General features: G+C 42.8%; 28 protein-coding genes. 20 read left to right on the top strand and 8 right to left on the bottom strand.

Annotated features, from left to right (window positions below):
* Nucleotides 1-175: 175 nt before the first annotated feature.
* The 6 genes from spoIID (at nucleotide 176) to B1K71_RS17445 (ending at nucleotide 4,971) form a co-directional block, all read left to right on the top strand.
* Nucleotides 176-1,282, top strand: coding sequence for a stage II sporulation protein D (spoIID, locus tag B1K71_RS17465; protein WP_077329295.1), 1,107 nt, complete (start codon nucleotides 176-178; stop codon nucleotides 1,280-1,282).
* A 157-nt stretch (nucleotides 1,283-1,439) separates the two neighbouring features.
* A complete protein-coding gene (locus tag B1K71_RS17460) occupies nucleotides 1,440-2,360 on the top strand; it encodes a M23 family metallopeptidase (RefSeq protein ID WP_077329293.1) in 921 nt (306 codons plus the stop codon).
* Between the two features lie 192 nt (nucleotides 2,361-2,552).
* Nucleotides 2,553-3,587: an AimR family lysis-lysogeny pheromone receptor gene (locus tag B1K71_RS17455; protein WP_077329291.1), complete on the top strand. Its 1,035-nt coding sequence runs from the start codon at nucleotides 2,553-2,555 to the stop codon at nucleotides 3,585-3,587.
* A 92-nt stretch (nucleotides 3,588-3,679) separates the two neighbouring features.
* The gene (locus B1K71_RS20305) at nucleotides 3,680-3,802 is read left to right on the top strand and encodes a hypothetical protein (protein ID WP_281250362.1); all 123 of its coding nucleotides are present in this window, start codon (nucleotides 3,680-3,682) and stop codon (nucleotides 3,800-3,802) included.
* Between the two features lie 416 nt (nucleotides 3,803-4,218).
* Nucleotides 4,219-4,509, top strand: coding sequence for a sporulation transcriptional regulator SpoIIID (gene spoIIID, locus B1K71_RS17450; RefSeq protein ID WP_077329289.1), 291 nt, complete (start codon nucleotides 4,219-4,221; stop codon nucleotides 4,507-4,509).
* Between the two features lie 234 nt (nucleotides 4,510-4,743).
* Entirely contained in the window at nucleotides 4,744-4,971 is a 228-nt protein-coding gene (locus B1K71_RS17445; RefSeq protein WP_077329287.1) for a hypothetical protein, read from the top strand.
* A gap of 98 nt (nucleotides 4,972-5,069) precedes the next feature.
* Here B1K71_RS17445 and B1K71_RS17440 read toward each other — a convergent pair whose 3' ends face one another.
* Nucleotides 5,070-6,092, bottom strand: coding sequence for a nuclease-related domain-containing protein (locus B1K71_RS17440; RefSeq protein ID WP_139343356.1), 1,023 nt, complete (start codon nucleotides 6,090-6,092; stop codon nucleotides 5,070-5,072).
* A gap of 591 nt (nucleotides 6,093-6,683) precedes the next feature.
* Between B1K71_RS17440 and B1K71_RS17430 the strand changes: the two genes are divergently transcribed.
* The 8 genes from B1K71_RS17430 (at nucleotide 6,684) to B1K71_RS17395 (ending at nucleotide 14,358) form a co-directional block, all read left to right on the top strand.
* Nucleotides 6,684-7,685: a rod shape-determining protein gene (locus B1K71_RS17430; protein ID WP_077329283.1), complete on the top strand. Its 1,002-nt coding sequence runs from the start codon at nucleotides 6,684-6,686 to the stop codon at nucleotides 7,683-7,685.
* 224 nt (nucleotides 7,686-7,909) lie between these two features.
* Complete coding sequence (locus B1K71_RS17425; RefSeq protein WP_077329281.1) at nucleotides 7,910-8,248, top strand: DNA-directed RNA polymerase subunit beta; 339 nt, start codon at nucleotides 7,910-7,912, stop codon at nucleotides 8,246-8,248.
* A 74-nt stretch (nucleotides 8,249-8,322) separates the two neighbouring features.
* A complete protein-coding gene (fabZ, locus tag B1K71_RS17420; protein WP_077329279.1) occupies nucleotides 8,323-8,742 on the top strand; it encodes a 3-hydroxyacyl-ACP dehydratase FabZ in 420 nt (139 codons plus the stop codon).
* A gap of 84 nt (nucleotides 8,743-8,826) precedes the next feature.
* Nucleotides 8,827-9,120, top strand: coding sequence for a hypothetical protein (locus B1K71_RS17415; protein WP_077329277.1), 294 nt, complete (start codon nucleotides 8,827-8,829; stop codon nucleotides 9,118-9,120).
* A 129-nt stretch (nucleotides 9,121-9,249) separates the two neighbouring features.
* The gene (locus B1K71_RS17410; protein ID WP_077329275.1) at nucleotides 9,250-9,741 is read left to right on the top strand and encodes a competence protein ComK; all 492 of its coding nucleotides are present in this window, start codon (nucleotides 9,250-9,252) and stop codon (nucleotides 9,739-9,741) included.
* Nucleotides 9,742-9,873: 132 nt separating this feature from the next.
* Nucleotides 9,874-10,743, top strand: coding sequence for an efflux RND transporter periplasmic adaptor subunit (locus B1K71_RS17405; RefSeq protein WP_077329273.1), 870 nt, complete (start codon nucleotides 9,874-9,876; stop codon nucleotides 10,741-10,743).
* Nucleotides 10,740-13,805, top strand: coding sequence for an efflux RND transporter permease subunit (locus B1K71_RS17400; RefSeq protein WP_077329271.1), 3,066 nt, complete (start codon nucleotides 10,740-10,742; stop codon nucleotides 13,803-13,805). Before B1K71_RS17405 ends, B1K71_RS17400 begins: the two co-directional genes overlap by 4 nt.
* A gap of 256 nt (nucleotides 13,806-14,061) precedes the next feature.
* Nucleotides 14,062-14,358 carry a hypothetical protein gene (locus B1K71_RS17395; protein WP_245799343.1) on the top strand — a complete coding sequence of 99 codons (297 nt, stop codon included), beginning with the start codon at nucleotides 14,062-14,064 and terminating at the stop codon, nucleotides 14,356-14,358.
* Between the two features lie 14 nt (nucleotides 14,359-14,372).
* Here B1K71_RS17395 and B1K71_RS17390 read toward each other — a convergent pair whose 3' ends face one another.
* From B1K71_RS17390 to B1K71_RS17380, 3 genes are all read right to left on the bottom strand, one after another.
* Entirely contained in the window at nucleotides 14,373-14,810 is a 438-nt protein-coding gene (locus B1K71_RS17390; RefSeq protein ID WP_077329270.1) for a threonine/serine exporter family protein, read from the bottom strand.
* A 15-nt stretch (nucleotides 14,811-14,825) separates the two neighbouring features.
* Nucleotides 14,826-15,566: a threonine/serine exporter family protein gene (locus B1K71_RS17385; RefSeq protein WP_245799341.1), complete on the bottom strand. Its 741-nt coding sequence runs from the start codon at nucleotides 15,564-15,566 to the stop codon at nucleotides 14,826-14,828.
* Between the two features lie 108 nt (nucleotides 15,567-15,674).
* Complete coding sequence (locus tag B1K71_RS17380; protein ID WP_077329268.1) at nucleotides 15,675-16,100, bottom strand: DUF2935 domain-containing protein; 426 nt, start codon at nucleotides 16,098-16,100, stop codon at nucleotides 15,675-15,677.
* A 390-nt stretch (nucleotides 16,101-16,490) separates the two neighbouring features.
* On the opposite strand from B1K71_RS17380, the gene B1K71_RS17370 reads away from it, so the two are divergent.
* The 6 genes from B1K71_RS17370 (at nucleotide 16,491) to B1K71_RS17345 (ending at nucleotide 22,667) form a co-directional block, all read left to right on the top strand.
* Nucleotides 16,491-17,234: an ABC transporter ATP-binding protein gene (locus tag B1K71_RS17370; RefSeq protein ID WP_077329265.1), complete on the top strand. Its 744-nt coding sequence runs from the start codon at nucleotides 16,491-16,493 to the stop codon at nucleotides 17,232-17,234.
* On the top strand, nucleotides 17,212-18,222 hold the full coding sequence (locus B1K71_RS17365) for an ABC transporter permease (RefSeq protein ID WP_077329264.1): 1,011 nt from the start codon (nucleotides 17,212-17,214) through the stop codon (nucleotides 18,220-18,222). The genes B1K71_RS17370 and B1K71_RS17365 overlap by 23 nt, the downstream gene beginning before the upstream one ends.
* Before the next feature lie 18 nt (nucleotides 18,223-18,240).
* The gene (locus B1K71_RS17360) at nucleotides 18,241-18,876 is read left to right on the top strand and encodes a TetR/AcrR family transcriptional regulator (RefSeq protein WP_077329262.1); all 636 of its coding nucleotides are present in this window, start codon (nucleotides 18,241-18,243) and stop codon (nucleotides 18,874-18,876) included.
* Nucleotides 18,877-19,031: 155 nt separating this feature from the next.
* On the top strand, nucleotides 19,032-20,117 hold the full coding sequence (locus tag B1K71_RS17355; protein WP_077329261.1) for a glycosyltransferase family 4 protein: 1,086 nt from the start codon (nucleotides 19,032-19,034) through the stop codon (nucleotides 20,115-20,117).
* Nucleotides 20,118-20,143: 26 nt separating this feature from the next.
* Nucleotides 20,144-21,034: a UTP--glucose-1-phosphate uridylyltransferase GalU gene (gene galU, locus B1K71_RS17350; RefSeq protein ID WP_077329259.1), complete on the top strand. Its 891-nt coding sequence runs from the start codon at nucleotides 20,144-20,146 to the stop codon at nucleotides 21,032-21,034.
* Nucleotides 21,035-21,206: 172 nt separating this feature from the next.
* Nucleotides 21,207-22,667: an APC family permease gene (locus B1K71_RS17345; RefSeq protein ID WP_077329257.1), complete on the top strand. Its 1,461-nt coding sequence runs from the start codon at nucleotides 21,207-21,209 to the stop codon at nucleotides 22,665-22,667.
* Nucleotides 22,668-22,702: 35 nt separating this feature from the next.
* On the opposite strand, the gene B1K71_RS17340 is transcribed toward B1K71_RS17345, so the two are convergent.
* From B1K71_RS17340 to B1K71_RS17325, 4 genes are all read right to left on the bottom strand, one after another.
* Complete coding sequence (locus tag B1K71_RS17340; protein WP_077329255.1) at nucleotides 22,703-23,293, bottom strand: C39 family peptidase; 591 nt, start codon at nucleotides 23,291-23,293, stop codon at nucleotides 22,703-22,705.
* Between the two features lie 113 nt (nucleotides 23,294-23,406).
* Nucleotides 23,407-24,591: a CDP-glycerol glycerophosphotransferase family protein gene (locus tag B1K71_RS17335; protein WP_077329253.1), complete on the bottom strand. Its 1,185-nt coding sequence runs from the start codon at nucleotides 24,589-24,591 to the stop codon at nucleotides 23,407-23,409.
* Nucleotides 24,584-24,982 carry a glycerol-3-phosphate cytidylyltransferase gene (gene tagD, locus B1K71_RS17330; protein WP_077329251.1) on the bottom strand — a complete coding sequence of 133 codons (399 nt, stop codon included), beginning with the start codon at nucleotides 24,980-24,982 and terminating at the stop codon, nucleotides 24,584-24,586. The genes B1K71_RS17335 and tagD overlap by 8 nt, the downstream gene beginning before the upstream one ends.
* A gap of 222 nt (nucleotides 24,983-25,204) precedes the next feature.
* Nucleotides 25,205-26,068 (bottom strand): sulfotransferase family protein, encoded by an 864-nt coding sequence (locus tag B1K71_RS17325; protein WP_077329249.1) that lies wholly within the window; start codon nucleotides 26,066-26,068, stop codon nucleotides 25,205-25,207.
* Nucleotides 26,069-26,281: the final 213 nt, after the last annotated feature.

Below are 26,281 nucleotides of genomic sequence, written 5' to 3'. Positions count from 1 at the left end.
CCAGCTCACCGTGTTTCCTTTATCTCATTGCGGAGTGCTCCAGTTTGTACGTTGCTATACGGGCGCTTACACTTTTCTTCATTCTATTGTTCTATTTCTTCCTTTTTCCGTATACGTTTAATAGTAGGAATGCTAGAAATGATTCCAGTATGATACATTACAAGGGAGGCTGCCTATGAAGCAACCAAACATTCCTGGTAAATGGAAGAAAAAAAAGAAAAAGCACAGTAATCTGCTGCCATTTCAGAAATCATCGAAATTCAACAATCAGCGGGCTGCTCCATGGAGACTGCAGGGAATTATTTTCTTTGCAACCCTGATAACAATCATCCTTATCATCCCGACACTGATTGTTGTCCCGTTTGTCGGTGATAGTGATCAGCATACCGCGGACGAAAAGAAAGATGGCAAAGTGGATATTTCAATGGGAGACTCGCCGTTTTCCGTTGCAGTTATGCGGGCAAACGCCGATAAAGTGGAAAATGTGCCGCTCGAAACATATGTCGCACGGGTGGTAGCCTCGGAAATGCCGGGGGAATTTGAAATCGAAGCATTAAAGGCACAGGCACTGGCTGCCCGAACATTCATCGTCAATCATATGATCAGTCAGGACCAGTCAGGCAAATCAGATGTGACGGATACGGTCAGTGACCAGGTATATCACAGCAAACAGGAGCTGCGCGATTTACTGGAAGAGGATTTTGAGTGGAAAATGGAAAAGATAAAAAAGGCTGTTAAAGCAACAAAGGGTGAGATTCTCACGTATGACGATGCACCGATTACAGCATCCTTTTTTTCGACCAGTAATGGGTATACTGAAAACTCAGAGGACTACTGGTCCAATAAAGTTCCTTACCTGCGCAGTGTAAAAAGCCCGTGGGATAAAAAATCACCGAAATTCCTCGCGCAGGAAATATTTACTGTCCCTAAAGTGGAAGAAGCACTTGGTGTAAAACTGCCGAATTCCGGTGATATTGATATGGAAATAACCCGTACAGAAGGAAAACGGGTCGATAAACTGAAGATTGCCGGCCAGAAGTTTTCAGGCCGGAAAATTCGCGAAAAACTTGAGCTGGCTTCAAGTGATTTTACGATTGAACAGAAAAATGATCACTTGATTTTTACAACCCAGGGTTTCGGCCACGGCATTGGTATGAGCCAGTATGGAGCGAACGGCATGGCGAAACACGGCAAAACGTACAAACAGATTGTGAAACACTATTACAAGGGCGTTGAAATCAGCTCTATTAATAAAACCGCACCAACGCTTGTAGCAAAATAACAGTTCCCCGGGATGATTGTCATTCCGGGGATTTTGTCCCGTAAACGCCTTACTTTTCCCGGAATCTATAAAAAAATGCATGAAATTCAACAATTTTTTGCATCAAATGTATAGATTTCCCTTTTTCTGCTCAGAATGGTTGTTGAGGTGATGAGATATGAAAGAGGAAAACAACGGTACTCCAAAAAATAAGTGGAGTCGAATTTTCCGGAAGAAGTGGTTTTTCCCGGCAGTATATTTAACGGTTGCTGCAGTTTTGCTGGCGTTTGTAGTTTGGTATCAAAATCTGGAAAATCAGATGCCTGATATGGCGGACGAACAGAAATCTACTGATTATTACAACCCGGCCGAAAATAAAAATGATGCACAACCCGTTATTGAACAGCAGGAAATCATCAAAATGCCTGTCGGAAATCAGGATCAAGCAGAAATCGTAACTAAATTTTATGATTACAACGCAGATACGAAGGCCCAAAAAAGTGCACTGGTCCTGTATAACAACCGTTATTACCAGAGCAAAGGGATTAACATCAAAGCTGGTGAAAACAAATCATTTGATGTGCTCGCTTCACTTAGCGGAACAGTTAAGGAAGTAGAAGAGGATCCGCTTCTGGGACAGGTTGTTACATTACAGCACGAAAATAAAGTAGTTACCCATTATGCTAGTCTTGGAGATGTGAAAGTGCAAGCAGGCGACAAGGTTAAGCAGGGCGATGTTATCGGTACAGCCGGTGAAAACAGGTTTGGTCAGGAATTCGGAACCCATGTACATTTTGAAATCAGAAAAGATGGCGAAGCGGTTAATCCGGAAGAAGTATTCAAACAGCCTGTAAGTGCCTTGAAAAAAGCTGCATCTGAAAAACAGAGCGGTAATGCCGAGGAGAACCAGGACAGCAAAAAAGACGAGAATGCCGGTGATGGTGAAAATCTGGATGGCACCAAAGAAGGTAATACAGACAGCAACGATAATAGCGATGATTCTCCTGATCAAAGTCAGGATGAAGAAAATAGCGATGCGGAAAATGGTAATACAACGGACAATACGACCGAATCATCTTCCACATCAGCAAGCGCATAAACTATCATAAAGCTTGACCCTGGTATATGCCGGGGTTATTTTTTGTGGCTTCTGCGAAAATTGTCGAACGATTTAACTAGATTTTCCAGAAATATATGTTATTATAGCAAGTAATAGAAAAAATTGTTACAAAATGATGAAAATTGTATTAAGAAAAAATTTGTATTTGTTTTGTGGTGAGGTGACATATCCATGCATACATTCAACACTGATACAGTATCCAATTCATTAAGTGCATTGTCGAAAGATGACAAACTATCAATGGAGCAGCTCGATCTAATGTTGTCACAGGAATATGATCCGGAGACGGCTGGTTTATTGATGCGTAAATTATGCCTGCAATCCAATTCGGATGACATTAACAAAAAGGGCATGGAATTTTTGTACATGCATGGATACTTTGAAGATCTGCAAAACCTGATTAACAAAAATAAAAAGTCACTGAACAAATCGAATCAGAAATGGGCGGACATCTACCAGATTACAATTGACCGTAAACTGCGGCGCTATCCACCAGATGTGTTGCTCAGCTATGCAGAAAATTTCCGGACAGATGAGCCGGAACTAAAATGCATTATCGAATTTATTAAAGTCACGATTTATTATGGACTGGATCAATTCGGCAAACTGGGAAACTTCCTCGAAAAACAGCAGCATCTATTTAAAGAAATTGATGACCGGTTTTTGTTGTCATTTTTCAACCAGCGCTTGAACCACAACCTGTTTGCATATTATTTGGTCCGCAATGAGGTAATTATCGCAAGAAAGCATGCATTTCGTGTGCTGAACCAGACAACAAACCCCAAGACGAAAGTCAACATCCATACCACACTGGGATTATCCTATATTTTTGATACGTACTTCCAGGGGATGTTCCACATGTCCGAAGCATTAAAAATTGCCAAAGATCATCAGTTGGAAAGCTCCAGGAAGATTATAGAACAATTCAACATTCCTTTTTTGTCCGCCCACTTTAAACGGGTGGATGGCATTAGCTCGCCTGACAAAAGTGAGCAGGCACATATCGAAATAGCAAAAGGAAATTACCGGAAAGCGGAAAAAATACTCCACGAGATTGACATCGACAGCCCATTTAAAATGTATTATTTGGGCGTTGCAAAACAAGATAGATCAACATTGCTGCAATCCTACAATTATTTCATCGAAAAGCGCAGCGATTATTTTTTCAGCAGGCTGCCATTAAATGCTATGAAAGCAATGGAGTGAAATTGTAAAAAGGGGCTAGTCAGTGCCCTTTATATAAAATAGGGTTTGGTTTTTCCGAAAATTAATAAGCTTTGAAAGGAGGAGGATTCAGGATGAAAAAATTAGTAGCTATTCTTGTAATCACTGGTATCGTATTAATGGGTGGCGCAGCTGTTTCAGCAGCACCTGCTGATGGCGGTCCTATGAACGATCCTGTGTTAGGCGATCTGGATTAACATAGAAGCGCGTAAATTTTTCTTAATTTAAAGAGAGAAGAAACTACTGTAGTAATTTTTGTTCCGGAAAAACAAACCCTATTCCCTATTTTTAGGCAAAACAGTAACACCCCCACTTCAGAAATACTTCCTGTCCACAATTCCCAAAGATGTAATTTTAATCATATTCCTTCCTGTAGTGTAATAAAATGTTACAAACCAAGCATTCAGAAAAGTCTGAGGTGAAAGCATGTGTAGCTTTCCATCCAGCTTAATCCCTGCCTTTTTTTACATACAAAATCTGAACAGTTGAATACACCGCATACCAGCTAAGCTGCACAGCATGACGTGAAAGCAGATAAGTGAGCAGCACAACATATGTATCACCTTGTCTCAAACCACACCTCGGAAATATCCAACACAGGGAGGCGAATGGTGTGCACGATTACATCAAGGAAAGGACTATCAGGATAGGTGAATATGTCGTGGAGACGAGGAAAACCGTCCGTGTGATAGCGAAAGAATTTGGTGTTTCCAAAAGCACAGTCCACAAAGATCTGACAGAACGCTTGCCGGAAATAAGCCCCAAACTTTATAACCAAGTAAAAGATATACTCGACTACCATAAATCAATCCGCCATCTCCGCGGGGGCGAGGCTACCCGAAATAAATACCGCATCACCGCCACAGTAACACCAGATGAAAAACCGGCAAAACCGGTCGGATGAGCATTCCGGATATTCAGGAGCAATCGAAAGGAAAAAGGGGGTCAGCATTCCTTCTGAAGTTTCGGCAGACAGGCGGCATTGTAACCTTACAGCCGAATAACAGCCCGGGATAATGCCACAACATCCAACAGCAGTGGTTCGAACCTAAAGGGGGTGGTCACCCGACTGAAATGCGGCAAACTGTACATCCGACAACCAAAAACCCAGCTTAGGCTGGGTTTTTGGTGTGTGGCAGTGAGTTTAATAATCAACCTTCGGAAGCGGATATCAACCATCAGTGAGACAGAATCAACCAGCATTGTACGGAAATCAACCTTCGAGGGGAAGGAATCAACCTTCAAGATGAAGGAATCAACCGTCGAACGTGGATATCAACCCACACGGATGGATATCAATCTTCAGAAGCAGATATCAACCCACACGGATGGAAATCAATCTTCAGAAGCAGATATCAACCATTAAGGGTGAGAAATCGACCATCGATATCTGGAAATCAACCTTCGAAGACAAAGTATCAACCTTCGCCAAGTGATTATCAACTCTGATACCTTAATATGCAGTTAAAATTGTCTATAAAGAAATGGGAAATAAGATTTTTGCGGGAAGTCACCTAATTTAGGAGCATGATATAGTTTCCCCCTATTTTTGCCAGATGATTTTAGCTTCATGGAGTTTAATATTAAGTATGCGGATCTTGCAGAGTTTAAACCAAGCAACTCCCGGCACTGTCGATTTGTGATGGTTTTCCCGAAAAGAAGAAAGTGATCAAGAATGACCTGGATATGCGCATCGCGACTTTCATGCAGACATTTCGGACATATCCATTTTCTGTTTTTTCGGATCATGGGAGAGGAGATACATTGTGAACATGGAATCCCTTTGATGAAATGATTTTGATGAAGGCCGTGCTTGGCGGGGATATCGTTTTGAAGTGGCCTGTTGGACTGCAGTAGTTTTCTTCCGAGTTTTTGAATCATGGAATGTGTCATAATGTCTTTTGAGTAAAGGTTGGATAGGCGGTGCAGGTGATGATGGAGATTTTCATTGTGGATCAGTTTGTTGTAAACCCATTGTTCCTGGTGGATATTATTGATAATCGTTGTGGGATATGCGACAACAACGAGGGTTTCAATCGGGACATCGAAAATACCAAGATCACCAAGGAATTCCTGCAGATGTTCTTTTTGTGCCTCGGCCTGTAAAATAGGATCTTTGTGTGCGACGGTTTCGTCCTTTGTTTCCTGCGTCATTTGACATAGTTTGGAGTCATAATGTAAAGTTCCCTGAAGATTTTTGATTTCGAGTAAATAAATTAACTTTCTTGTCAAAAGCAGTGTGTCCATTTGAAAATAGTGAGGATGATTGCTGAGCCGCAATCCTTTTAAACTGAAGAAGTCGTTCTGCGGGAAGGTGGAAAGTTTGTAATCTACATTTCGTTCCCCGTCATATCCGGCCTTGTGTTTCCGGTATTCCGAAATAATGCGTTGGTCATTACGGTATGGTTCTTTCAGCCGCCGAAATAACGCTTCATAAGAAAGTAAATCATATGTCTTGTATCTGACTGTATTGTTCAGTGAAATCACCCCTTAAATTATTACTACTTAATTCGACAAAAGTTTGTAAAATCCTTTATTTTTATATTGAAAAAGCAGGAAAAGTCTTTTTAAAAACTGGTGTATTAACATTCAATTTCGGATTATCAACCTTTATTATCATGGAATCAACCTTCAAAAACGAAAATCAACCATCAATGGCATAGAATCAACCAATATCGTATTGCAATCAACCTTCACGGCGAAGGAATCACCCCTCAGACGTGGGTATCGACCAACACAAAACGGATATCAACCCTTAAAAACGAATATCAACCCCCAAGGCATAGAATCAACCAATATCGTATTGCAATCAACCTTCACTCCGATGATATCAACCTCCATCCCGCTAAAATCAACCCTCACCCCACCAAAATCAACCGTCAACCCCTTCTTACACCCCCTCAATAAAAACTGCGCCCCGAGGATCAAGTTACCCCACCCATGAGAAAAATTCCCTATAATTTTTGCGAATTATAAAGTTATATGTTGATTTTTGTGGTAAAATATAATATTAGTAGCAATATGCCCTCTTCGTTAGAGTGCGTTAGGAAGTTATTTGAGCAGGGAGGATCTGAGTTAATGTTTTCGAGGGACATCGGAATTGACCTTGGAACTGCCAATGTGTTGATTCATGTAAAAGGTAAAGGGATTGTTTTGGATGAGCCGTCTGTAGTTGCGATGGACCGTACGACCGGCCGTGTGCTTGAGGTTGGTGAGGAAGCGCGCAGGATGGTGGGACGCACACCAGGAAATATTGAAGCCATTCGCCCGTTGAAAAATGGTGTGATTGCTGACTTTGATGTTACAGAAGCGATGCTGAAGCATTTTATAAATAAAATTAATGTACGCGGATTTTTGTCTAAGCCGAGAATGCTGATTTGCTGCCCGACGAATATTACAAAAGTGGAGCAGAAAGCAATTAAAGAAGCGGCCGAAAAGTCAGGCGGAAAGCGCGTTTATCTGGAAGAAGAACCGAAAGTTGCCGCAATCGGCGCAGGGATGGAAATTTTCCAGCCAAGCGGAAATATGGTCCTTGATATTGGCGGCGGAACTACCGATGTTGCTGTACTGTCAATGGGGAATATTGTAACAGCAGAGTCGATTAAAATGGCCGGCGATAAATTTGATATCGAAATTCTTCAGTACATAAAGAAAAAGTACAAGCTGTTGATCGGCGAACGTACTGCTGAAGATATCAAAGTCAATATCGGAACGGTATTTCAGGGCTCGCGCAAGGAAGAAATGGACATCCGCGGACGGGACATGGTTTCCGGGTTGCCGCGCACCATTACAGTTTATTCAGATGAAATTGAAAGGGCACTGCGTGAATCGATTGCACTGATTACGCAAGGTGCAAGAGCCGTGCTGGAACGTACACCACCGGAATTATCCGCTGATATTATTGACCGCGGTGTAATTCTTACCGGCGGCGGTGCATTGATAGACGGTATTGACCAGCTGCTTGCTGAAGAATTGAAAGTACCGGTCTTCATATCGGATGAACCGATGCATTGTGTTGCACGCGGCACGGGAATCATGCTGGAAAATATCGACAAGGTAGATCGTAAAAAAATTGTTTAAGTAAAAGGTACTATAGCTATTCTGGGATATTTGTCTTTTTACGGGGGTATCATGCCTTATAAAATAGATGCCTCCTTTAAAAAGGACGGACAAGAACAAGATGCAGCATTCGTATCCATTTAATGCACCAAGGAAAAGATGGATAGACTCATCTGACAACTCAGATAACATCATGAATTTTTTCCCTGAGCGTGGAAGCTTGGGAACGTAAGGAGTATAGAACCATGCCAACAAAATTGACCGAAAAACCTGCGGAGAAAAAGCGGAATAATCGGACTGCTGAACAGGAAAATGAACGGCATCAGCAACAGGATTCAGAAGAAGCAAGGCGCAAGGAGCAGCGGAAAAAACGCAATGCGGAGAAACGTAAAAACCGTAAACCGAGACGCAGGGTTTTTCCCATCTGGTTGCGGATTATCGTTGTACTCGTCCTTTGCGCAATTGCTTTACTGCTCGGTGCAATTATTGGCTATGGAATTGTCGGAGATGGCGCGCCAGGTGATGTACTTGATCCCGATACATGGCAGCACATTATTGATATTGTAATGAAAAAGGAAAAATAAGCATGCCCGTATTGATGGACATGCTTTTTGCCTATTCGAAATAAAAACTTCCATAATAAAAGGAGAGGAACCTGATGGATATCCAGGAAATCAAAAATACAATTCCCCATCGCTACCCATTTTTACTCGTGGACAAAGTAATTGAGATGGAAGAAGGCAAACGTGTCAAGGCGATTAAAAATGTTACAGCCAATGAACCGTTTTTCCAGGGGCACTTCCCGGATTACCCGGTAATGCCGGGTGTGCTGATTGTGGAAGCACTCGCCCAGACCGGTGCGATCGCTGTGCTTGGCTTGGAAGCAAACAAAGGCAAAATCGGTTTTCTGGCCGGTCTTGACAAATGCCGCTTTAAGCATCAGGTGAAACCAGGCGACCAGCTTGAGCTGAATGTTGAAATTATCCGTGTCAAAGGACCAATCGGCAAAGGCAAAGGAACCGCTTCGGTTAACGGAAAAGTTGCCTGCGAAGCGGAAATTACATTCGCGATTCAGTAAAAATAAACCCTTCCTCAAAAGTATCACATTTCCAATTTTGGATAAGCTAAGGGCGATAGTGGACTTGTGAAGGAGGGAAATAAAATGAACCGAAAAACGCTTATTAAACTGGGGGCACCTGTCTTGGCGCTTACACTGGCGACAGGTTGCGCGAATGACGATGATCCGGATCCGGTTAATGATGATGAAGCACCATTGAATCAGGAAGACGATAATGGCGATCAGAACAATAATGGAAACGACATGAATCAGGATCAAAATGGCAATAATAATGATGCTGATGATATCAACAACGATGACGACATTAATAACGACAATCAAGATGACGATCCGCTTAACAACAATGATAACAATGATGATAATGACAATAACAAATAGTTCACTGCCAGCCACAGGTCTCCTGATTTTAGGGGGCCTGTAAATTTTTTGGAAAAATTTAAAAAAACGATAGCTAAACATCTCCAAACCTAGTACAATAGTCTTATAATAAGGGTGGGAGGAAGGCAAATGACGGTAGCAGGTGTGTCACCGGTTTATATCATTAATCAACATACAAAAGCAATTTTAATGAAGGATTCGTCATATTACCGATCGCTTATTCTTGATAATCAGGGGGAGAGGCATTCGAAGTACTGGCCTGAGGAAATTATTGACCACAGTTGTTTACCTTATTTTTCTTCACTGGAAGGACGTCGTAAATCCGTCAAGAAACTTGTGAAAATACATAATAAAGTTCCGATTCCGGTCATTCCGGGTAAAGGTGTTTACATGCTCCCGACAGCGTCTGCCAAAAGCATGGACTGTGTATGGCTTTCTTATTATCAAATTGAGCGATACGAGCAGCAGGGTGATAAAACATATGTTGAGTTCAGGGATGGCACCGGTTTATACATCAATACATCGGAAAAAGCATTCGATAAGCAGTTTCAGCGGACTGGTGACGTTATTGCCAGAATGAGCCGTTCGATTTTCTTTGATAGAGGGCTGCCATGGATTTAAGAACTTCCGAACTTCGGAAGTTTTTTCATGTGAAACCAAATAAAACTGAAACACGTATTTCATTCGGGGGGAAAATCAGCCCTGTTATGTTTTAACATAGAGGAATCAATTAATTGGCAGAGGAGTACAGCTATGCGGAAAATGCTTTTATTCATAACGGCAGCTGCTTTAATCAGTGTGCTTGCCGCGTGTAATCAAAATGAGGATGCAAATGGTGAAAAGGAGAAGGAGCGGATAACACCGGTCGAAACAGCAAAGGCTGTGGAGGATGACCTTGTTATCGAAAAATCCATCTACGGACGCACCGGACCGGCAAGCACAACCCCTGTTATGGTACAAACGCCGGGGGAAATCACGGAACTTGAAGTGACAAACGGCGATATCGTGGAAGCGGATGATTTGATTGCAACGATCAAGACGGCAGCAGGTGAACAGCAAATTTATGCGCCTGCAGACGGGGAAGTTGCCAAGCTGAATGTCAGTGAAGGGGCAATGGCATCCAATTCAGAACCGCTCGCCGTTATTGCAGATGTAAGGTCAATGAAGCTATCGTTTACGGTGACATCCGAAACGCAGCAGCTTTTAAGTGAAGAAAATACATTTTCAACAAAAATAAATGATGAAACATATCAAGCGGAAATTACCTCCGTCAGTTCCATGCCGGATGATACCGGACTGTATCCGATAAAAGCATCGATAGAAGAGGCGGATGGCGACATTTTAGCGGGTGTGGTTGCTGTCATGAACATTCCGGAAAAAACGGTGAAGAACACGATTATTGTTCCGACTGAAGCGGTTATGTCTGAAAGCGGTGAGTCATTTGTCTATACAGTTGAAAATGATACAGTTTCCAAAATCAACGTGACAATTGAAGACACCCAATCCGATAAAACCGCCGTCAAGGGAGATGTAAACCAAGGGGATAGAGTCGTTACGAGCGGCCAGCTGACACTGGAAGACGGCAGTAAGGTGGACGTGGTGAAAGCGGGGAATAAATCTTGAAGCTTGTAAATACTTCGGTGAAGCGCCCGGTCGGCGTCATTATGATTGTGCTGGCCATCATCGCACTGGGCATTGTTTCTGTCAGAAATTTAACAATCGATCTGTTCCCAAAAATCGAGCTGCCGGTTGCAGTCGTTGCGACAAGCTATGAAGACGCGGCACCACAGGAAATCGAAAATTTAATCAGCAAACCAATCGAATCATCGGTCAGTTCGGTGGAAGGCATTGAAACTGTCCAATCACAGTCACAAGCCGGAAACTCACTTGTTGTGATGATGTTTAATAACGGTGTGGACCTTGATCAGGCCATGCTTGATGTCCGCGAAAAAATTGATCAGGTGAAAGGCATGCTTCCGGATGGGGCCGGTGATCCGAGTGTACTAAGGTTCAGTCCCGATCAGATGCCGGTCATGTGGGTTGGACTGACAGGTGATGATCCCGCAACATTGACACAGATTGCCGACGACCAGATTGTACCGTATTTTGAACGGCAGAGCGGTGTTGCGTCTGTGACAGTCGAAGGTGCCAAAGATCGTGAAATCCAGCTTATTCTGGACCAGGCAAAAATGCAGCAGTACGGTGTATCAGCCCAGACGATCATGCAGTCACTCAACAATTCCAATCAATCCGCATCCGCCGGGACTGTTGAAAAAGGGAATAAAGACCTGCAACTGCGGATAACCGGTGAATTTGAATCCATTAATGCCATTAAACAAACGATCGTTCAATCGGAAACCGGTGCCACCATTCATGTGGATGACGTTGCAAAAGTGAAGGATACATACAACGAAGCATCATCGGCAACATTGGTGAACGGCCATCCGGCTATCGTACTGTCGATTATGAAAAAAACCGATGCCAACACGGTGGAAGTGGCAGAAAATATCAACAAAGCGATGGATGAAATCGAAGGCGAAATACCATCTGCCGTTAATTTGAAAACAATCATCGATACATCGGAATTTGTAAAGATGTCCATCAGTTCCGTTGTGCAAAATATGATTATCGGCGGTATCATTTCGGTTTTCATTTTACTGCTCTTTTTGAAAAGCATCCGGGCGACAATCGTTATTGGCCTGTCCATTCCGATTGCCATTATCTCAACGTTTGCTTTGATGTATTTTACCGGGGAGACGTTGAACGTGCTGACCCTCGGTGGTCTGGCGCTCGGCCTTGGAATGATGGTCGACAGTTCGATAGTTATTTTGGAAAATATTTATTCCTACCGTAAAAATGGTTATTCGCTGTTTGATGCAGCAACAAAGGGAGCATCCGAACTTGCGCCGGCGGTAATTGCGTCGACCACCACAACATTGGTAGTCTTTTTGCCGATTATTTATGTGGAAGGAATCGCATCTGACTTGTTTACCCCACTCGCGCTGGCAGTCTCGTTTTCCCTGATCGCCTCATTAGTGGTTGCGGTCACACTGGTTCCGATGCTTTCTTCCAAACTGTTATCGAAGGCAATGGAAGAGAGCGGACGCCGTTATTGGTTTGACCGTTTTCTCGGCTGGGTGAATGATCGTTATCGCGGCGTTCTCCGCTGGGTGCTTAGTCACCGGAAAACAACCATTGGCGGTACATTCCTGGCCATTGCAGCAAGCCTGGCATTAACGCCGCTTATCGGTGCGGAATTCATTCCGGCATCCGATCAGGGCCAAATGGAAATCAGTGTCGAAGCACCACCTGGGAGCAAATTGGAATATACAGAAAAAGTTGTGGACCAAATCAATGCAGAACTGGAAGATTATGAATCTGTCATCGAAACGAGTTATGTCTCTGTAGGGGGCGGCGGTTTCGGTATGATGGGGTTAGGCGCCAATCAGGCAACTTTCACAATGCAGCTTGTTCCATCCACCGAACGCTCACGCACGACTAAAGACATCGTGCAGCGAATCGATGACGACGTGCAGCAGATACCCGGAGCGGAAATTACAGTGAGTGCTGTAAGCGGCGGTATGAGCACAGGAGAACCGGTTCAGATACAGCTGAATGGTCCTGAACATGAGGTGTTGCGCGAACTGTCAAGCAATGTTGTGGACCGGATCTCCGAAGTTGACGGAGTGTACAATCCAACGTCCGCAGCTGAAGAAGGCGTTCCGCAAATGACAATTGAAGTTAATGAGGAAAAAGCAGCTATGTACGGCTTGAATCAGCAGCAGATCATCAGTCAGATCCAGCTGCAGTTCACCGGTCAGGTTGCAACGAAATATCGCGAGAATGGCCATGAAATGAACGTGACGATGCTGTTCCCTGAGGATGAGCGCAGTACCATCAGTGATTTACAGAACATGCAAATTAAATCACAAACAGGTGCAGCTATCCCGCTCGAATCGGTTGCCACATTTAAACAGGTGGAAGGTCCGGTAAAACTGCTGCGGGAAAACCAGCAGCCGCAAATGAATGTGACAAGTGACGTCGTAAACCGCGACCTGGCAAGTGTTGTTGAGGATATTGAAGCGGAATTGGATGCCATGAATCTGCCGGAAGGGTACAGCTATGAAATCGGCGGGCAGGCACAGGATATGGCTGAATCATTCCGCGATCTGTCCATTGCCCTTGTATTCTCCATCTTTTTGGTATATGCAGTAATGGCAGTTCAATTTGAAAACTTCCTGTTCCCGTTCATTATTATGTTCTCCCTGCCGGCAACCGTTATCGGCGTCATGACGGGATTGTACATTACAGACTTGCCGCTCAGCATACCGGCATTCATCGGAATTATCATGCTCGCCGGTATCGTGGTCAACAACTCAATTGTGCTGGTTGACTATATCAATATTTTACGGCGAAAAGGGATGGATCGGTATGAGGCAATCCTTGCAGCCGGACCAAGCCGAATGCGCCCAATTCTGATGACGACATTAACGACCATTCTGGGCATGGTGCCACTGGCTCTCGCACTTGGCGAAGGTGCGGAAATGCAGCAGCCACTGGCCGTAACCATTATTTTCGGACTCGGCATATCCAGTATTTTCACATTGCTGCTCATTCCGGTCGTTTATACGCTATTCGATGATTTAACTGGAAAAATTACCCGACGTAAAAAACGAAATAAGTAGTTTAAGCTCTCTGCTGCGGCAGGGAGTTTTTTGTATGGGAGACGGGGAAGAGGCAGAATCGCGCAAGAAGCCATCCGAATCGTGCAATGCACAGCCGGAATCGCGCAATCACAGTCAAATGAACATACCAAACAAGCGACTTCCCTTAACAAACAATCCTTCACACAATAGTCAGAAACAATATACAAAAAATACCTGCCGAATTAATGCTAATATGCTAAGATAAAGAAAAAGATTGACTGAAGGAGAAATCATCATGGTTTTGACACTACCACGAATATTGAAGTTTATAAGTGGGGGTGCTGAGGCGCTTTTAGGCATTCCGATTATCGGGGAGACGATTGTCATTACGACAAATTCAGGTGTTCTGATTATCATGTTTATCTTCCATCTGATGACATTTCTGATTGCCCGGAATGAAGGCGGGAGCGTCTTTGGAAGCTTAGTTGGCATGGTTGCATCCATTGTCGGTGTTTTTGCGTTCGCGGGAATGCTTATGCACATGGCAGCGGCCCTGGTTTTGCTTGTGAATGCATCGATAAGGGAAACGTAAAGCCTTGCGATCCCTTACCTGCTGAACTTTATCTTTTTAAATAACTGATTGGCGACTTCCGAAAACATTAAGCCGATTGCGATTCCCCCCGCAAGCAGCATCACTTTTGCGGAAATTTGCACTGCTGTATAGTAATCATTTTCCACAAAATGGCGCATCGCCTCGTATGCAACACCGCCTGGCACAAGCGGGATAATCCCTGATACGTTAAACACAATAACAGGCATTTTGTACACTTTGGCGCAAATCTGGCTGAGAACGCCTGCCAAGATCGCTGCAAAAATATTAGCCGGAACGACATCCATACCGCCCAGTGTTAAGAAATAGTACAAAATCCACGCGGCCATACCAACGAGGCCACTTTGTACAAGCGCATTTCGCGGTGCATTAAACAGCACGCCGAACCCCGCTGATGCGAAGAAACTTGTAATAAGATGCGTAAACACCATCATTTGACACCCCTCTTTCTAAAAAGCAAAAATCACAGCAACACCAGCACCGATTGCAAATGCAGTCAACACAGCTTCGGTTCCTTTTGACAGACCGGCAACCAAATGGCCTGCCAGGAGATCCCTTACTGCATTCGTTATATGCAGCCCCGGAACAAGCGGCATGACCGCACCGATAATCACCCTATCCAAGTTGGCACCAAAGCCAAGTTCAATAAACATCACTGCCAAAATACCGATCAATACCGATGCCAGAAAATCAGATACAAAACTGACAGGTACAAGCCGACTAAATCCAACCATGGCACTATAGGAAATTCCGCCGGTAAGAAAAGCTGGCAGAAAGTCAGGCCACACGCCGCCAAACATGATAGCAAAAGATCCACTGACAAATGCCGCGGCTATAATCTGGATCCAAACCGGGAACGAAAAACTCGCTGTATCAATTTGCTTCAGTTGTGCAAATGCCTCCTCAACCGGGACTGCACCTTCCGCGATTTTCCTGGAAATATTGTTCACTTCGGTAATTTTATGTAAGTCTGTTGACCGGTTTGAAATCCGAATAAAATTAGTCACCTCGGCAAAATCCGCCGAAAAATTGATCCCTGTAGGTGTCGCATAGCTTTGCGCATTCTCCAGTCCATACGCATATGCAATCCGGTTCATCGTGTCTTCCACCCGGTATGTTTCCGCACTGCTCTCCAGCATGATTTTGCCTGCCAGCATGCATACTTTTTGGATCAACATGTCATCGTTCAATGCAAACACCGCCTTCCATGATCATATTATAAGTGGAGCGGATCATTTTGGGAAGTGAAGCCGGTTCATAATAAAAACGGACACCCATACAAAGGGCGCCCAGTTAAGCTATTTTTCATATAAAATTGTCTGTGCAATTCCGATAAAATATTCCGATTCATCAATAATATGGTCGATGACAACTTTGGCGGTATGATTATTTTTGGCTGCTTCACTTTCTGTTTTCACCTGTCTGCAAAACTGGATGAACGCGACACTTTCCTGCAGGCAGAATGAAACGAGGTCAAGCACCTGTTGATACAATGCCGGGGCAACTTTATTGTTGCTCCTGACCACAGACTCGATAAACCGTTTGACATGCTGATGGGTTGTATTCAGCACTTCTTCCCAGTGCTTGAGTGCATCAACATATTCCTTTTCCAGATTCGGCATCAATTCCCGCATCACCACTGTATGCTCCGACTCCTGCATCTTCCAGAATTCCGCCTCATCGAGCACCCGAAGTGGCATCTGCCCCCCGTAATAATACTGCATATCTCAGCCTCCTGATGTTAAAAAATTATGTCCAATAAAATGTATGCTGCCGACGAAGAGTTCATGCCCAGTCCTTTACCGGAAACGGGATTTTGCAAAAATAATATGGAACGACGGATCCGTGCATTTGAAATTCAAGCGTTCATGGGAAAATACGGTCCTTCCCGGTGAAATACGAGCACTTGCGGGAAAATACAGTCCTCCAGATCCAAATACAAGCGCTCCCGGAATAATACAATCCTCCAAAAGAAAATACAATCTTTCACTCCAGGCCAGCGTACAACACAGCAGCAGCCACTAGACATCAATCCCCCCTTTACAAACGGAACTAATTCAATTATGATTAAAAGTGAGTAATCACTCACACCTGAAATGTAAGGAGGCTTTTACATGTCAACCTTCATCGAAATGAGCAACATTGCGCATCGTTACAACAACAAAGAAACCGTATTAAAAGATGTTAACCTTGAAATACCGGAGGGGCAGTTGTTTGGGCTGCTTGGACCGTCCGGATCGGGAAAAACAACACTGGTAAAAATAATGATCGGACTTTTGAAACCTTCAAGCGGCACCATCCGAATTGATCATGAACAGATGCCGTCATTCAGTCTGATGCAAAAGATTGGTTACATGGCACAGGCGGATGCCTTGTACAGTGAGCTGACTGCACGTGAGAACATGCATTTTTTTGCAAGCATTTATCGGATTCCGAAAAAGCAGCAAAAAAAACGGGTTGCAGAAGCAGCCAAAATCGTAAATTTGACAGATCATCTTGATAAAACATTGGAAAAATTCTCAGGCGGGATGAAGCGGCGTATGTCGCTGGCAGTGGCCTTACTTCACCAGCCGAAACTCCTCATTCTTGATGAGCCGACAGTCGGCATTGATCCGGTTCTGCGGGCATCCATCTGGGAGGACTTGCGGGAGATGCAGCGAAAAGGCACGACCATCGTCATTACGACACACGTTATGGACGAAGCGGAAAAATGCGATAATCTTGCTTTGCTCCGTGACGGCTATATCATTGCACATGGCAGTCCGGATGCATTAAAAGAAAAAAGCAGTACAGAAACACTTGAAGAAGCGTTTCTGGCGTTTGGGGGTGCAGGGCATGCGAATTCGGGCAATCGTTAAACGGATTATTCAGCAATTTTTACGGGATAAACGAAGCATCGCACTTATGATGGTCGCGCCATTGCTTGTCCTTACACTGCTCTGGCTCGTATTGGATATGGAACAATACGAACCGACGATTGGAGTCAATGGTGTTCCATCTCAAATGCAAACTATCATGGAAGATGCGGGTGCAACCGTTAAAGAGATGGAAGAGAGCGAAGCGGCGGATGCGTTGCAGGATAAGGAAATTGATGCCTATCTGAACTTTGCGGATAAAACATTAATTATGGAAGGCAGTCAGCCATCAGCTACATCCGCAGTCAACCGGGTGATCAGTCAGGCTGCTAAACAACTGAATCCGAAGGCACCTGATCTGGATGTGGAATTTATTCACGGCTCTTCCGACTTAAACCTGTTTGACAATACCGGTTCAGTTCTAATCGGATTCTTCGTTTTCTTTTTTGTATTTATCATCGGCGGGGTATCATTTCTTCGTGAACGCACACAGGGGACATTGGAGCGGCTCCTGGCAACGCCGTTAAAGCGCTGGGAAATCGTCTTCGGCTATTTGATTGGATTTGGTATTTTCACCGTCATCCAGTCGGCGATTGTTGCCGCTTATGCCATCTATGTTCTTGACATTTACATGGCAGGCTCGTTCGTGTCGGTGCTTGCAATAACACTTCTGCTTGCCATCACTGCATTATGCCTGGCCACATTGCTGTCGGCTTACGCGAAGAATGAATTTCAGATGATTCAGTTCATCCCGGTAGTAATCGTTCCACAAGTATTTTTCAGTGGTGTATTTCCGATTGAGCAAGTCGAGTGGATAGATGCGATTGGAAAAATAATGCCGCTGACGTATGGTGCCGATGCATTGAAGGCAATTATGATAAGCGGGGAGGATTTAGCGGCCGTATTACCGGAAATTGGTGTGCTTATCGGATTTTCGGTAGTATTTATCTTTCTGAACATTATTGCCCTGAAACAGCACCGGACGTTATAACGATAGGAGGGAACACCAATGTCAAATATGCTGGATATATTACGCGACGAAAAAAATATGACACCAAAACAGGTTGCGATCATTCAGGCAGCCATTGAACTTATTTCCGAGAAAGGCTATCACAATACATCAACAAGTGAAATCGCTAAACGTGCCGGGGTGGCGGAAGGGACTATTTTCCGCCATTACCGCACGAAAAAAGATCTTCTCGTTGCAATCGTCACACCGGTCATCACGAACTTTGCCGCACCATTGTTTGCCGAAAAGTTTGTCAGCCAGGTCTTCAGGAAGGATTTTGCACACTTTGAAGATTTGCTGTATGCATTTATCGAAAATCGTTTTGAATTTGCAAAGTCCAATCTGCCATTGTTAAAAATTCTCTTGCAGGAGCTGGCATTTCATCCTGAAATTCAGGCATCTTATAAGAAGGTATTTAGTGAAAGGGTTTATCCTGCCTTCAATCAAACGCTGGATTTTTATAAGGAAAAAGGAGAACTGCAGAACTTGCCAAACGAAACCATCATCCGCCTGATTGTCCCGACCATTATCGGCTTCATGATAACCCGATTTATCCTGCAACCCGAAAAAGACTGGGACGACAAAGCAGAAATCAAACAACTAATCTCCATCATCATGGGTGGTATCAGCAAATAGAAAATTCGGGTGGTGCCAGGCACCACCCGAATTTTGTCGAATAATCTTTGGGATTGCAATCAAACTTTAATTTGCCATGGGCAGTGCTGATTCGTTATAATTTAGTCAGTTATGTTAACATAATTCGACAAGTAGTTTACTTTAGGAGATTAATGATGATAAATTATACGGATCTTGCGATAGCATTTCTTATTTCGCTTGCTTCATCTTTTTTGCTGACTTACCCGATAAAAAAACTCGCCATCAAATTAAAGGTGGTTGATTTTCCCAATCACCGTAAAATACATAAACATATCACTCCGAGGTTAGGCGGACTAGCCATTTTTTTTGGTGTGTTTTTGGGAATCCTCTATTTACACCCGCATCATGAGCATCTTCCCGAAATTCTATGGGGTGCCATCGTAATTATAATTACAGGTGCTTTGGACGACAGGTTCCAGATAAGACCCGTCGTAAAGCTTGCAGGGCAACTGATTGCCGCATCTTTTCTAATATCTTCGGGGCTTATTATCGAAAATATAACGATCCCGATTATCGGGTTGGTCGATCTGGGCTTTTTCAGTGTCCTTATCACCATTTTATGGATTGTCGGCATCACCAACGCCATCAACCTGATTGACGGTTTGGACGGCTTGGCAACCGGGGTTACAACGATAGCACTTTCCAGTATGTTCATTATGGCACTGATTGATTTTCGCTTAATGGCAGCATATATATGTGTGGCACTGATTGGTGCAAATCTAGGGTTTCTATATCACAATTTTTACCCGGCAAAGATTTATATGGGCGACACCGGATCAAATTTTCTCGGTTATATGATAGCGGTTGTGTCGATACTGGGACTATTTAAGAACATCGCATTATTCAGTTTCATCATTCCGGTTATCGTACTGGCAGTGCCGATCTTTGACACGTTATTTGCGATTCTCCGGCGTGCCTATAACAAGGAGAATATCATGATGCCGGATAACAAGCATGTTCATTACCAGCTGCTTGCAAAAGGATTCAGCCATCGAAAAACAGTTTTGATTATTTATGCATTTAGTCTCTTATTCGGTACCATGGCGATTTTATTTTCCAATGCATCCTTATTTACCGCATTGGTTATTACATTTTTCGTACTGGTGTTGATCCACATGCTTGCTGAAGTAAGCGGGATTGTTTGGAGTGGAAAGAGACCGATTATTGATACCATCCTTAAAGTGATGAGACGGTTAGGAAGTAAGTCCAATCAGCTTTAACCGAAATTTCAATGGGGGTTTGGAAGATGAGCTTAATTAAAAAAGCAATCATACCTGCAGCAGGACTGGGAACCAGATTTTTACCGGCAACAAAAGCAATGCCGAAAGAAATGCTGCCAATAGTTGATCGCCCAACAATTGAATATATTGTGGACGAGGCCATTAATTCCGGAATTGAAGACATCATTATTGTAACCGGAAAAGGCAAGCGGGCGATCGAGGATCATTTCGATAAATCATTTGAACTGGAAGAAAACCTGATTAAGAAAGAAAAGTTTGCAATGCTGGAAGAAATACGGAAAACAGCGAAAATCGATATCCACTATATCCGGCAAAAGGAACCGAGAGGACTCGGCCATGCCATCTGGTGCGCAAGGAAATTTATCGGGGATGAACCGTTTGCCGTTTTACTTGGCGATGATATTATCCGAAATGATAAACCTGGATTAAGTCAGCTGATGCAGGAATACGACCAGACCAACTCCTCCGTTATTGGTGTGAAAAAGGTACCCGACGAAGAAACGCACCGTTACGGCATTATTGATCCGTTAGAGAAATTTGGAAAGCTGTATCAGGTCAGAAGTTTTGTTGAAAAGCCGGAACAGGGAACAGCACCATCCAATCTTGCCATTATAGGCAGATATATTTTGACACCGGAAATATTCAACTTTCTGGATGCCCAAAAAATCGGCGCGGGTGGTGAAATCCAACTGACGGATGCCATTCAGGAACTCAATAGAATCCAGCGTGTTTTTGCCTTGGAAATAGAAGGCAATCGGTATGATGTGGGGGAAAAATTGGGCTTTATCGAAACAACGCTGGAAATCGCATTGGAGCGGGATGACCTGAGGGAGCCGTTAATCAGCTATTTGGATCAACTTCATGAAAAAAATTCTAATCGGAGCGAAAATAGATAACAGCAATCAATAAACAAGGTGTGGAATTTACTTCACGCCTTGTTTGTCTTTATAATAAAGTGAAAATTATCCTGAAGCTCTTTATTCAATAGTGTCAGGACTTTTGAGAAGCTCGCGGTTTTTTGATATTTTAGAGTGGTACATAAAAAAAACGTACAGAAGGAGACGAAGCATGGAAGAACGACAGACACTGAAACAATCATTAAAGCCGCATTGGGTATGGGCCATAGCGCTTGGTTCCTCAATCGGCTGGGGTGCGTTCGTACAGCCGACAACTTGGATGGACGGCTCCGGACCGCTTGGCGTCATTATCGGTTTCTGCATCGGTGCACTTCTTATGATGCTTATTGCTGTAAGCTATGGCTTCCTGATCAAAAGTTTTCCAGTATCAGGAGGCGAGTTTGCTTATGCATTTGTCAGTTTGGGACGTACACATGCATTCATCTGCGGCTGGTTTTTAACGCTTGGCTACATCTGTATCGTAGCGTTGAACGCATCCGCATTTTCATTAATGTTTAAATTTGTCTTCCCGCCGTTAATTGAAAACGTGCATTTATATCAGGTTGCCGGCTGGGATGTTTATCTGATGGAAATCGTCATTGCATCTGTAACACTCGGTATTTTTGGTTATTTCAATATAAAGGGAACCGGTTTATCCGGTCGTATGCAGTTTATTTTTTGTACTATTATGGTCATTAGTGTTGTGGCCATCACATTTATGGTCGGTGTTCAGCCAGGAGCGGGACTTTCAAATGTTACACCGCTGTTTCCGACAGATACGACTGCTTTTGCCGCGATTATTTCCATTGTCGCCATTGCACCATGGGCATATGTAGGCTTTGATAATGTCCCACAGGCCGCTGAGGAGTTTCATTTTTCATCCAAAAAAGCTTTTATGTTAATCATTTTGGCGATATTCTTCGCAGCATTACTGTACAGCTTAATGATTATTGCCACATCGATGATTGCTCCATGGCAGAACCTTGTCGCACAAAATGAAGTGTGGGGAACAGGAGCGGCAATTCAGGACTTGCTTGGAACTATGGGTCTGGTTATCTTAGTTGTGGCACTGACAATGGGGATCTTCACCGGACTGAACGGCTTTATCATTTCATCAAGCCGTTTATTATTCGCAATGGCACGTGCCAAAATTTTGCCGGAAATATTCGCCAGGCTGCATTCCAACTATAAAACCCCTTACGCTGGGATAATTTTCACGGTAATTGTCGCAATGCTTGCACCATGGTTTGGCCGTGAAGTGCTTGGCTGGATTGTTGATATGTCATCAATTGGCGTAACGATTGCGTATTTCTATACATGCTACACAGCATTTTCATTATTTAAATGGTCCAAAGGGAAGGAATTCAATCCGAAAAAACATGTTGTTTCACCATTGAAAAAAACATTTGCCGGCCTTGGAATGATAGCAAGTATTGCTTTCCTCGGACTGCTGCTTATTCCAGGGTCACCGGCAGCACTTGGCATGGAATCCATGATTGCCCTGATTGCGTGGGTTGCACTCGGATTTTTATTTTACCTGACAAAACGGACTGAATTTAACAGTATTCCGAAAGAAGAATTGAATTACCTTATTCTCGGGGATAAAAAAATCGAAGCTAAAAACAGAGGATAGTATAACAAAACCCGGAGCGTAATTTAAGCTCCGGGTTATTTCATATCCAATGTCACAGCACGGCCGCCCATTGATTCCCAGTTTTTCTCAAAAAGAACACGGTCATAATGTTCCTCACGGCCGGTATGCGGATCATTCACAATGACTTGCTTCTCATCCATACCAATCATCAATACCGCATGTTCAAAACGAAACCAGTTAATAATATTTCCATCCGGATCAGACCATGTCTTACTGTGAAAGGTTTCTCTTTGTTCAAGCGTGGTCCAGGTGACAACAGGGGTTCCATTCCGTACGATATCAAGCAGCTTTTCAAATGGCTTTCCGGTCAAATCCACCGCTTTACCAGGCATAAAATTTTCCGCTGTTTTTAAAATCGGACCTTCAAACACACCAAAGCTGCCATCGTCTGAGTACGGATCTCCGACGAAATTAACATTCGGATTCGCACCTTTCCATTTGCCATCCAGAAAACGTACTTTATCTCCTTTCGGCATGGCATCTGCAATGTCATATCTGCTGACATCAATGCCTGCCCAATTCAACAGCATGGCTAAGGCAGTCGCTTCACAACCGGTCGGTAATTCCGGATATTGATAATAAGTTGGTATATCATTGATTTTCATTCAATCATTCCTCCAGGTAAGTGCAAGGTATTTGTTGCATCTGACTCAAGGTAAAAAAAGAACCCATATCAACAATAAGTTAATACGGGATAACTTTGTAAAAAAGTGTCTTGTCACGATTGTGCCTTCACAACTGACTTCACATTGGCGTGTTCTCTATAAAGGCTGTGAACAAGCTTCTCACTTGATTTTCCGTTCGAATACTGGTTCCAAGTCTCGGCAAATCGCTGTATACGCTCCAAGTCATATTTCCCATTGCAGATAATGTCAATCACTTGCCGAGTTGTCTTTACAACAGGACCGGGTACAAGAACTTCATAATCCTCCCAGAAACCGCGTGACTTAGCATAAACTTCTTGATCATACGCGAAAAATATCATTGGTCTGTTCAACAAGGCAAATTCAAATGGAATGGACGAGTAGTCGGTAATTAAAATATCCGTTGTCACCAATAAATGATTGATATTAGCATAGCTGGAAACATTCACGACAAAACCCGGATATTTATTTTGAAAACTCCCATTAACCGCCGGATGCAGCCGAAGCATCAGTATATATTCCCCTTTAAATGCCCGATACATCTTATCAATGTTTAAATGCAATTCACTTACATTTAATTCGTCATCCCGGTATGTTGGAGCATACAAAATTACCTTTTTACCATGCATGGCAGGGTATTCCGTTACAACAAGCTTTTTAGCCTGTTTAATCTTAGCGTCGTCAAAGAAGAAATCGGTTCTTGGGATGCCGCTTCGTAAAATCCGGTCATTATTGATTTCAAAACTCTCCCTGAAAATCGCTGCCATCCGTTCAGATCCCACTGCAACATGGTCAAACCGGTTATAAACCCTTCTGAACCGTTTATATGCGGCAGCTGTTCGATTTTCAACGGATGGATCTTTCAATGCGAATTGTTTAATGGCGCCGGCAGCATGCCATAATTGCACACACTTTACATTTGCACTGAAATTGGTGACGGCTAAAAAAGCAAAATAATTATCCACGATGACTTTTCGTGATGTCGCAAGATGGTAAACAGAACGGAACCAATCCAATATGTTTGCTGTTTCAAAATCAAGTGTTAATCGTTCTGAACCAAAATCTGTCTTGCATTGGGAGGTTTTCAGGATGACAACCTGGTCTTCCGCCTGTCTTTCCAATTCTTTCAGTGTAAACAATATATTATCCCCAAATGAAGCAACAAAAACTGTTTTCTTCTTTTGAGGAAATATTTTAAAGATATTAAAAATAATAGAAAAGACAGAAAGGTACAACGAGATGAAAAAGTCCCTAGCCATTGTTCGACATATTTAAATCTTTTTTGATTTTTGTTGTTGAAATCCCGACGGTTCTCGGTAAATAGACAACCTCACAATATTCTTTCAGGAAGTCAAATTTGCCGGTCCAGTCGTCTCCCATAACAAATACATCCACATCATGTTTTTGAACGTCTTCCACTTTTTGTTCCCAATTGTATTCCGGAATTACTTCATCCACATAACGGACAGCTTCCAAAATTGCTTTACGCTGTTCGAAACTGTAGTAAGCTTCTTTTCCTTTAATAGCATTAAATTCATCAGCTGAAATGGCAACGATCAAATAATCGCCAAGCTCTTTTGCACGACGCAGAATATTAATATGTCCGGTGTGGAGCAAGTCGAATGTTCCATACGTTATTACCTTTTTCATGATAAATAACCTCCGTATATGATTGCTATATATTTTAATTATACTATATTCCCTTTACAATAAATTAACAAACAAATATCAATTCAATGATACCATGTTTTATTATACAATGAAGTTATAAAAATAGAAACTTGTATTTATTGTTAGTCCTATTGTTTGCTAATAAAAAAGCACTATCCGTGCTCAATAAACTGACCCGGGTAGTGCTGAATATAGACTGTTTTATCCGTGTTTTTTCATATATGCATTATATAGCTTATCAATTTGCTTTGAAAATTTGCTTGAATTAAGAAATTCCTGATCATGCGAAGCTTTTAATGCCAATTTATACAGCTTTTTAATATCCTTGTCTATTTCAGTGTTTTTATCAAGTTCTTTCAGTGTCGTTCTGCTGTGTCTAAGTGTTGGATCAATAAATGAATCCAATTCTTCCTGCAATCTGTTTTCATCGAAAGTCCAAGGAAGGCTGAACGAATCAGAAATGCGCTTCAATGTACCGAAACTGTCCTCAATAAAATCATCATAATCGATAATAATGCGGTTTTGTCCAACCGTATTTTTTAGAGATAACAGTGTCCGGATTTGCCATTGATTCAGTGCAGCATCTTCTTTCCGGTTGTATGCTCTTTTGAATGATGCTGCAACATCAACAGGGTTACGGATCATAAGAAGGAAGTTGCCTTCCACATTCAGTTCAGATAGGATTTCTTTCCACATAGCAAGACTTTCTGTTGTTCGGGGGTCTTTCCATCCCCATAGAGCTTTCCCGGAGAACTCATCGACTAACAAGCTTTTCATTTTTTGCTTATGTGGAATAACTTCTTCATAATCTTTCCAGCCCTTAGGAAATGGATATGGCCCAAGTTCTTTTTTGATATCTTTATGGATGTTTACAATTTTTCTGTGTTCCCAGAACCCTTTGGGATTTGTCTTATTTGGCTTGACAAAGCCTTCGCCCAAGTCAACACCTATAAGGTTGACGGAACGGGAAGCCATGGAGGTACCGCATCTTCCGGACCCAAGAATGGTTACTGCTTTACTATATGGAGCTGTTCGTTTATCTTCGCTCTTTTTTAACAATGCCATTGAATATACTCCTCCTAAAATTATATCGATTTCTTTTAGTACGGTTATAACTAAAAATACACATGTTATATTGGAAATGTCAACTTCTCCACATATCCCTTCGACTAATCCCCACAATTTATGAGGATATAGCGACAAAATATTTATGTATCATTATACTGTTATAAAAATGTAATCTGTTTTATTTTGACAAAAAAGTTTAAAATAATTACT

The organism is Virgibacillus siamensis, from assembly GCF_900162695.1.
GTDB lineage: Bacteria > Bacillota > Bacilli > Bacillales > Amphibacillaceae > Lentibacillus > Lentibacillus siamensis_A.
Note: the sequence above shows the minus strand (reverse complement) of the source record. Positions and strands in the feature narration are given on the sequence as shown.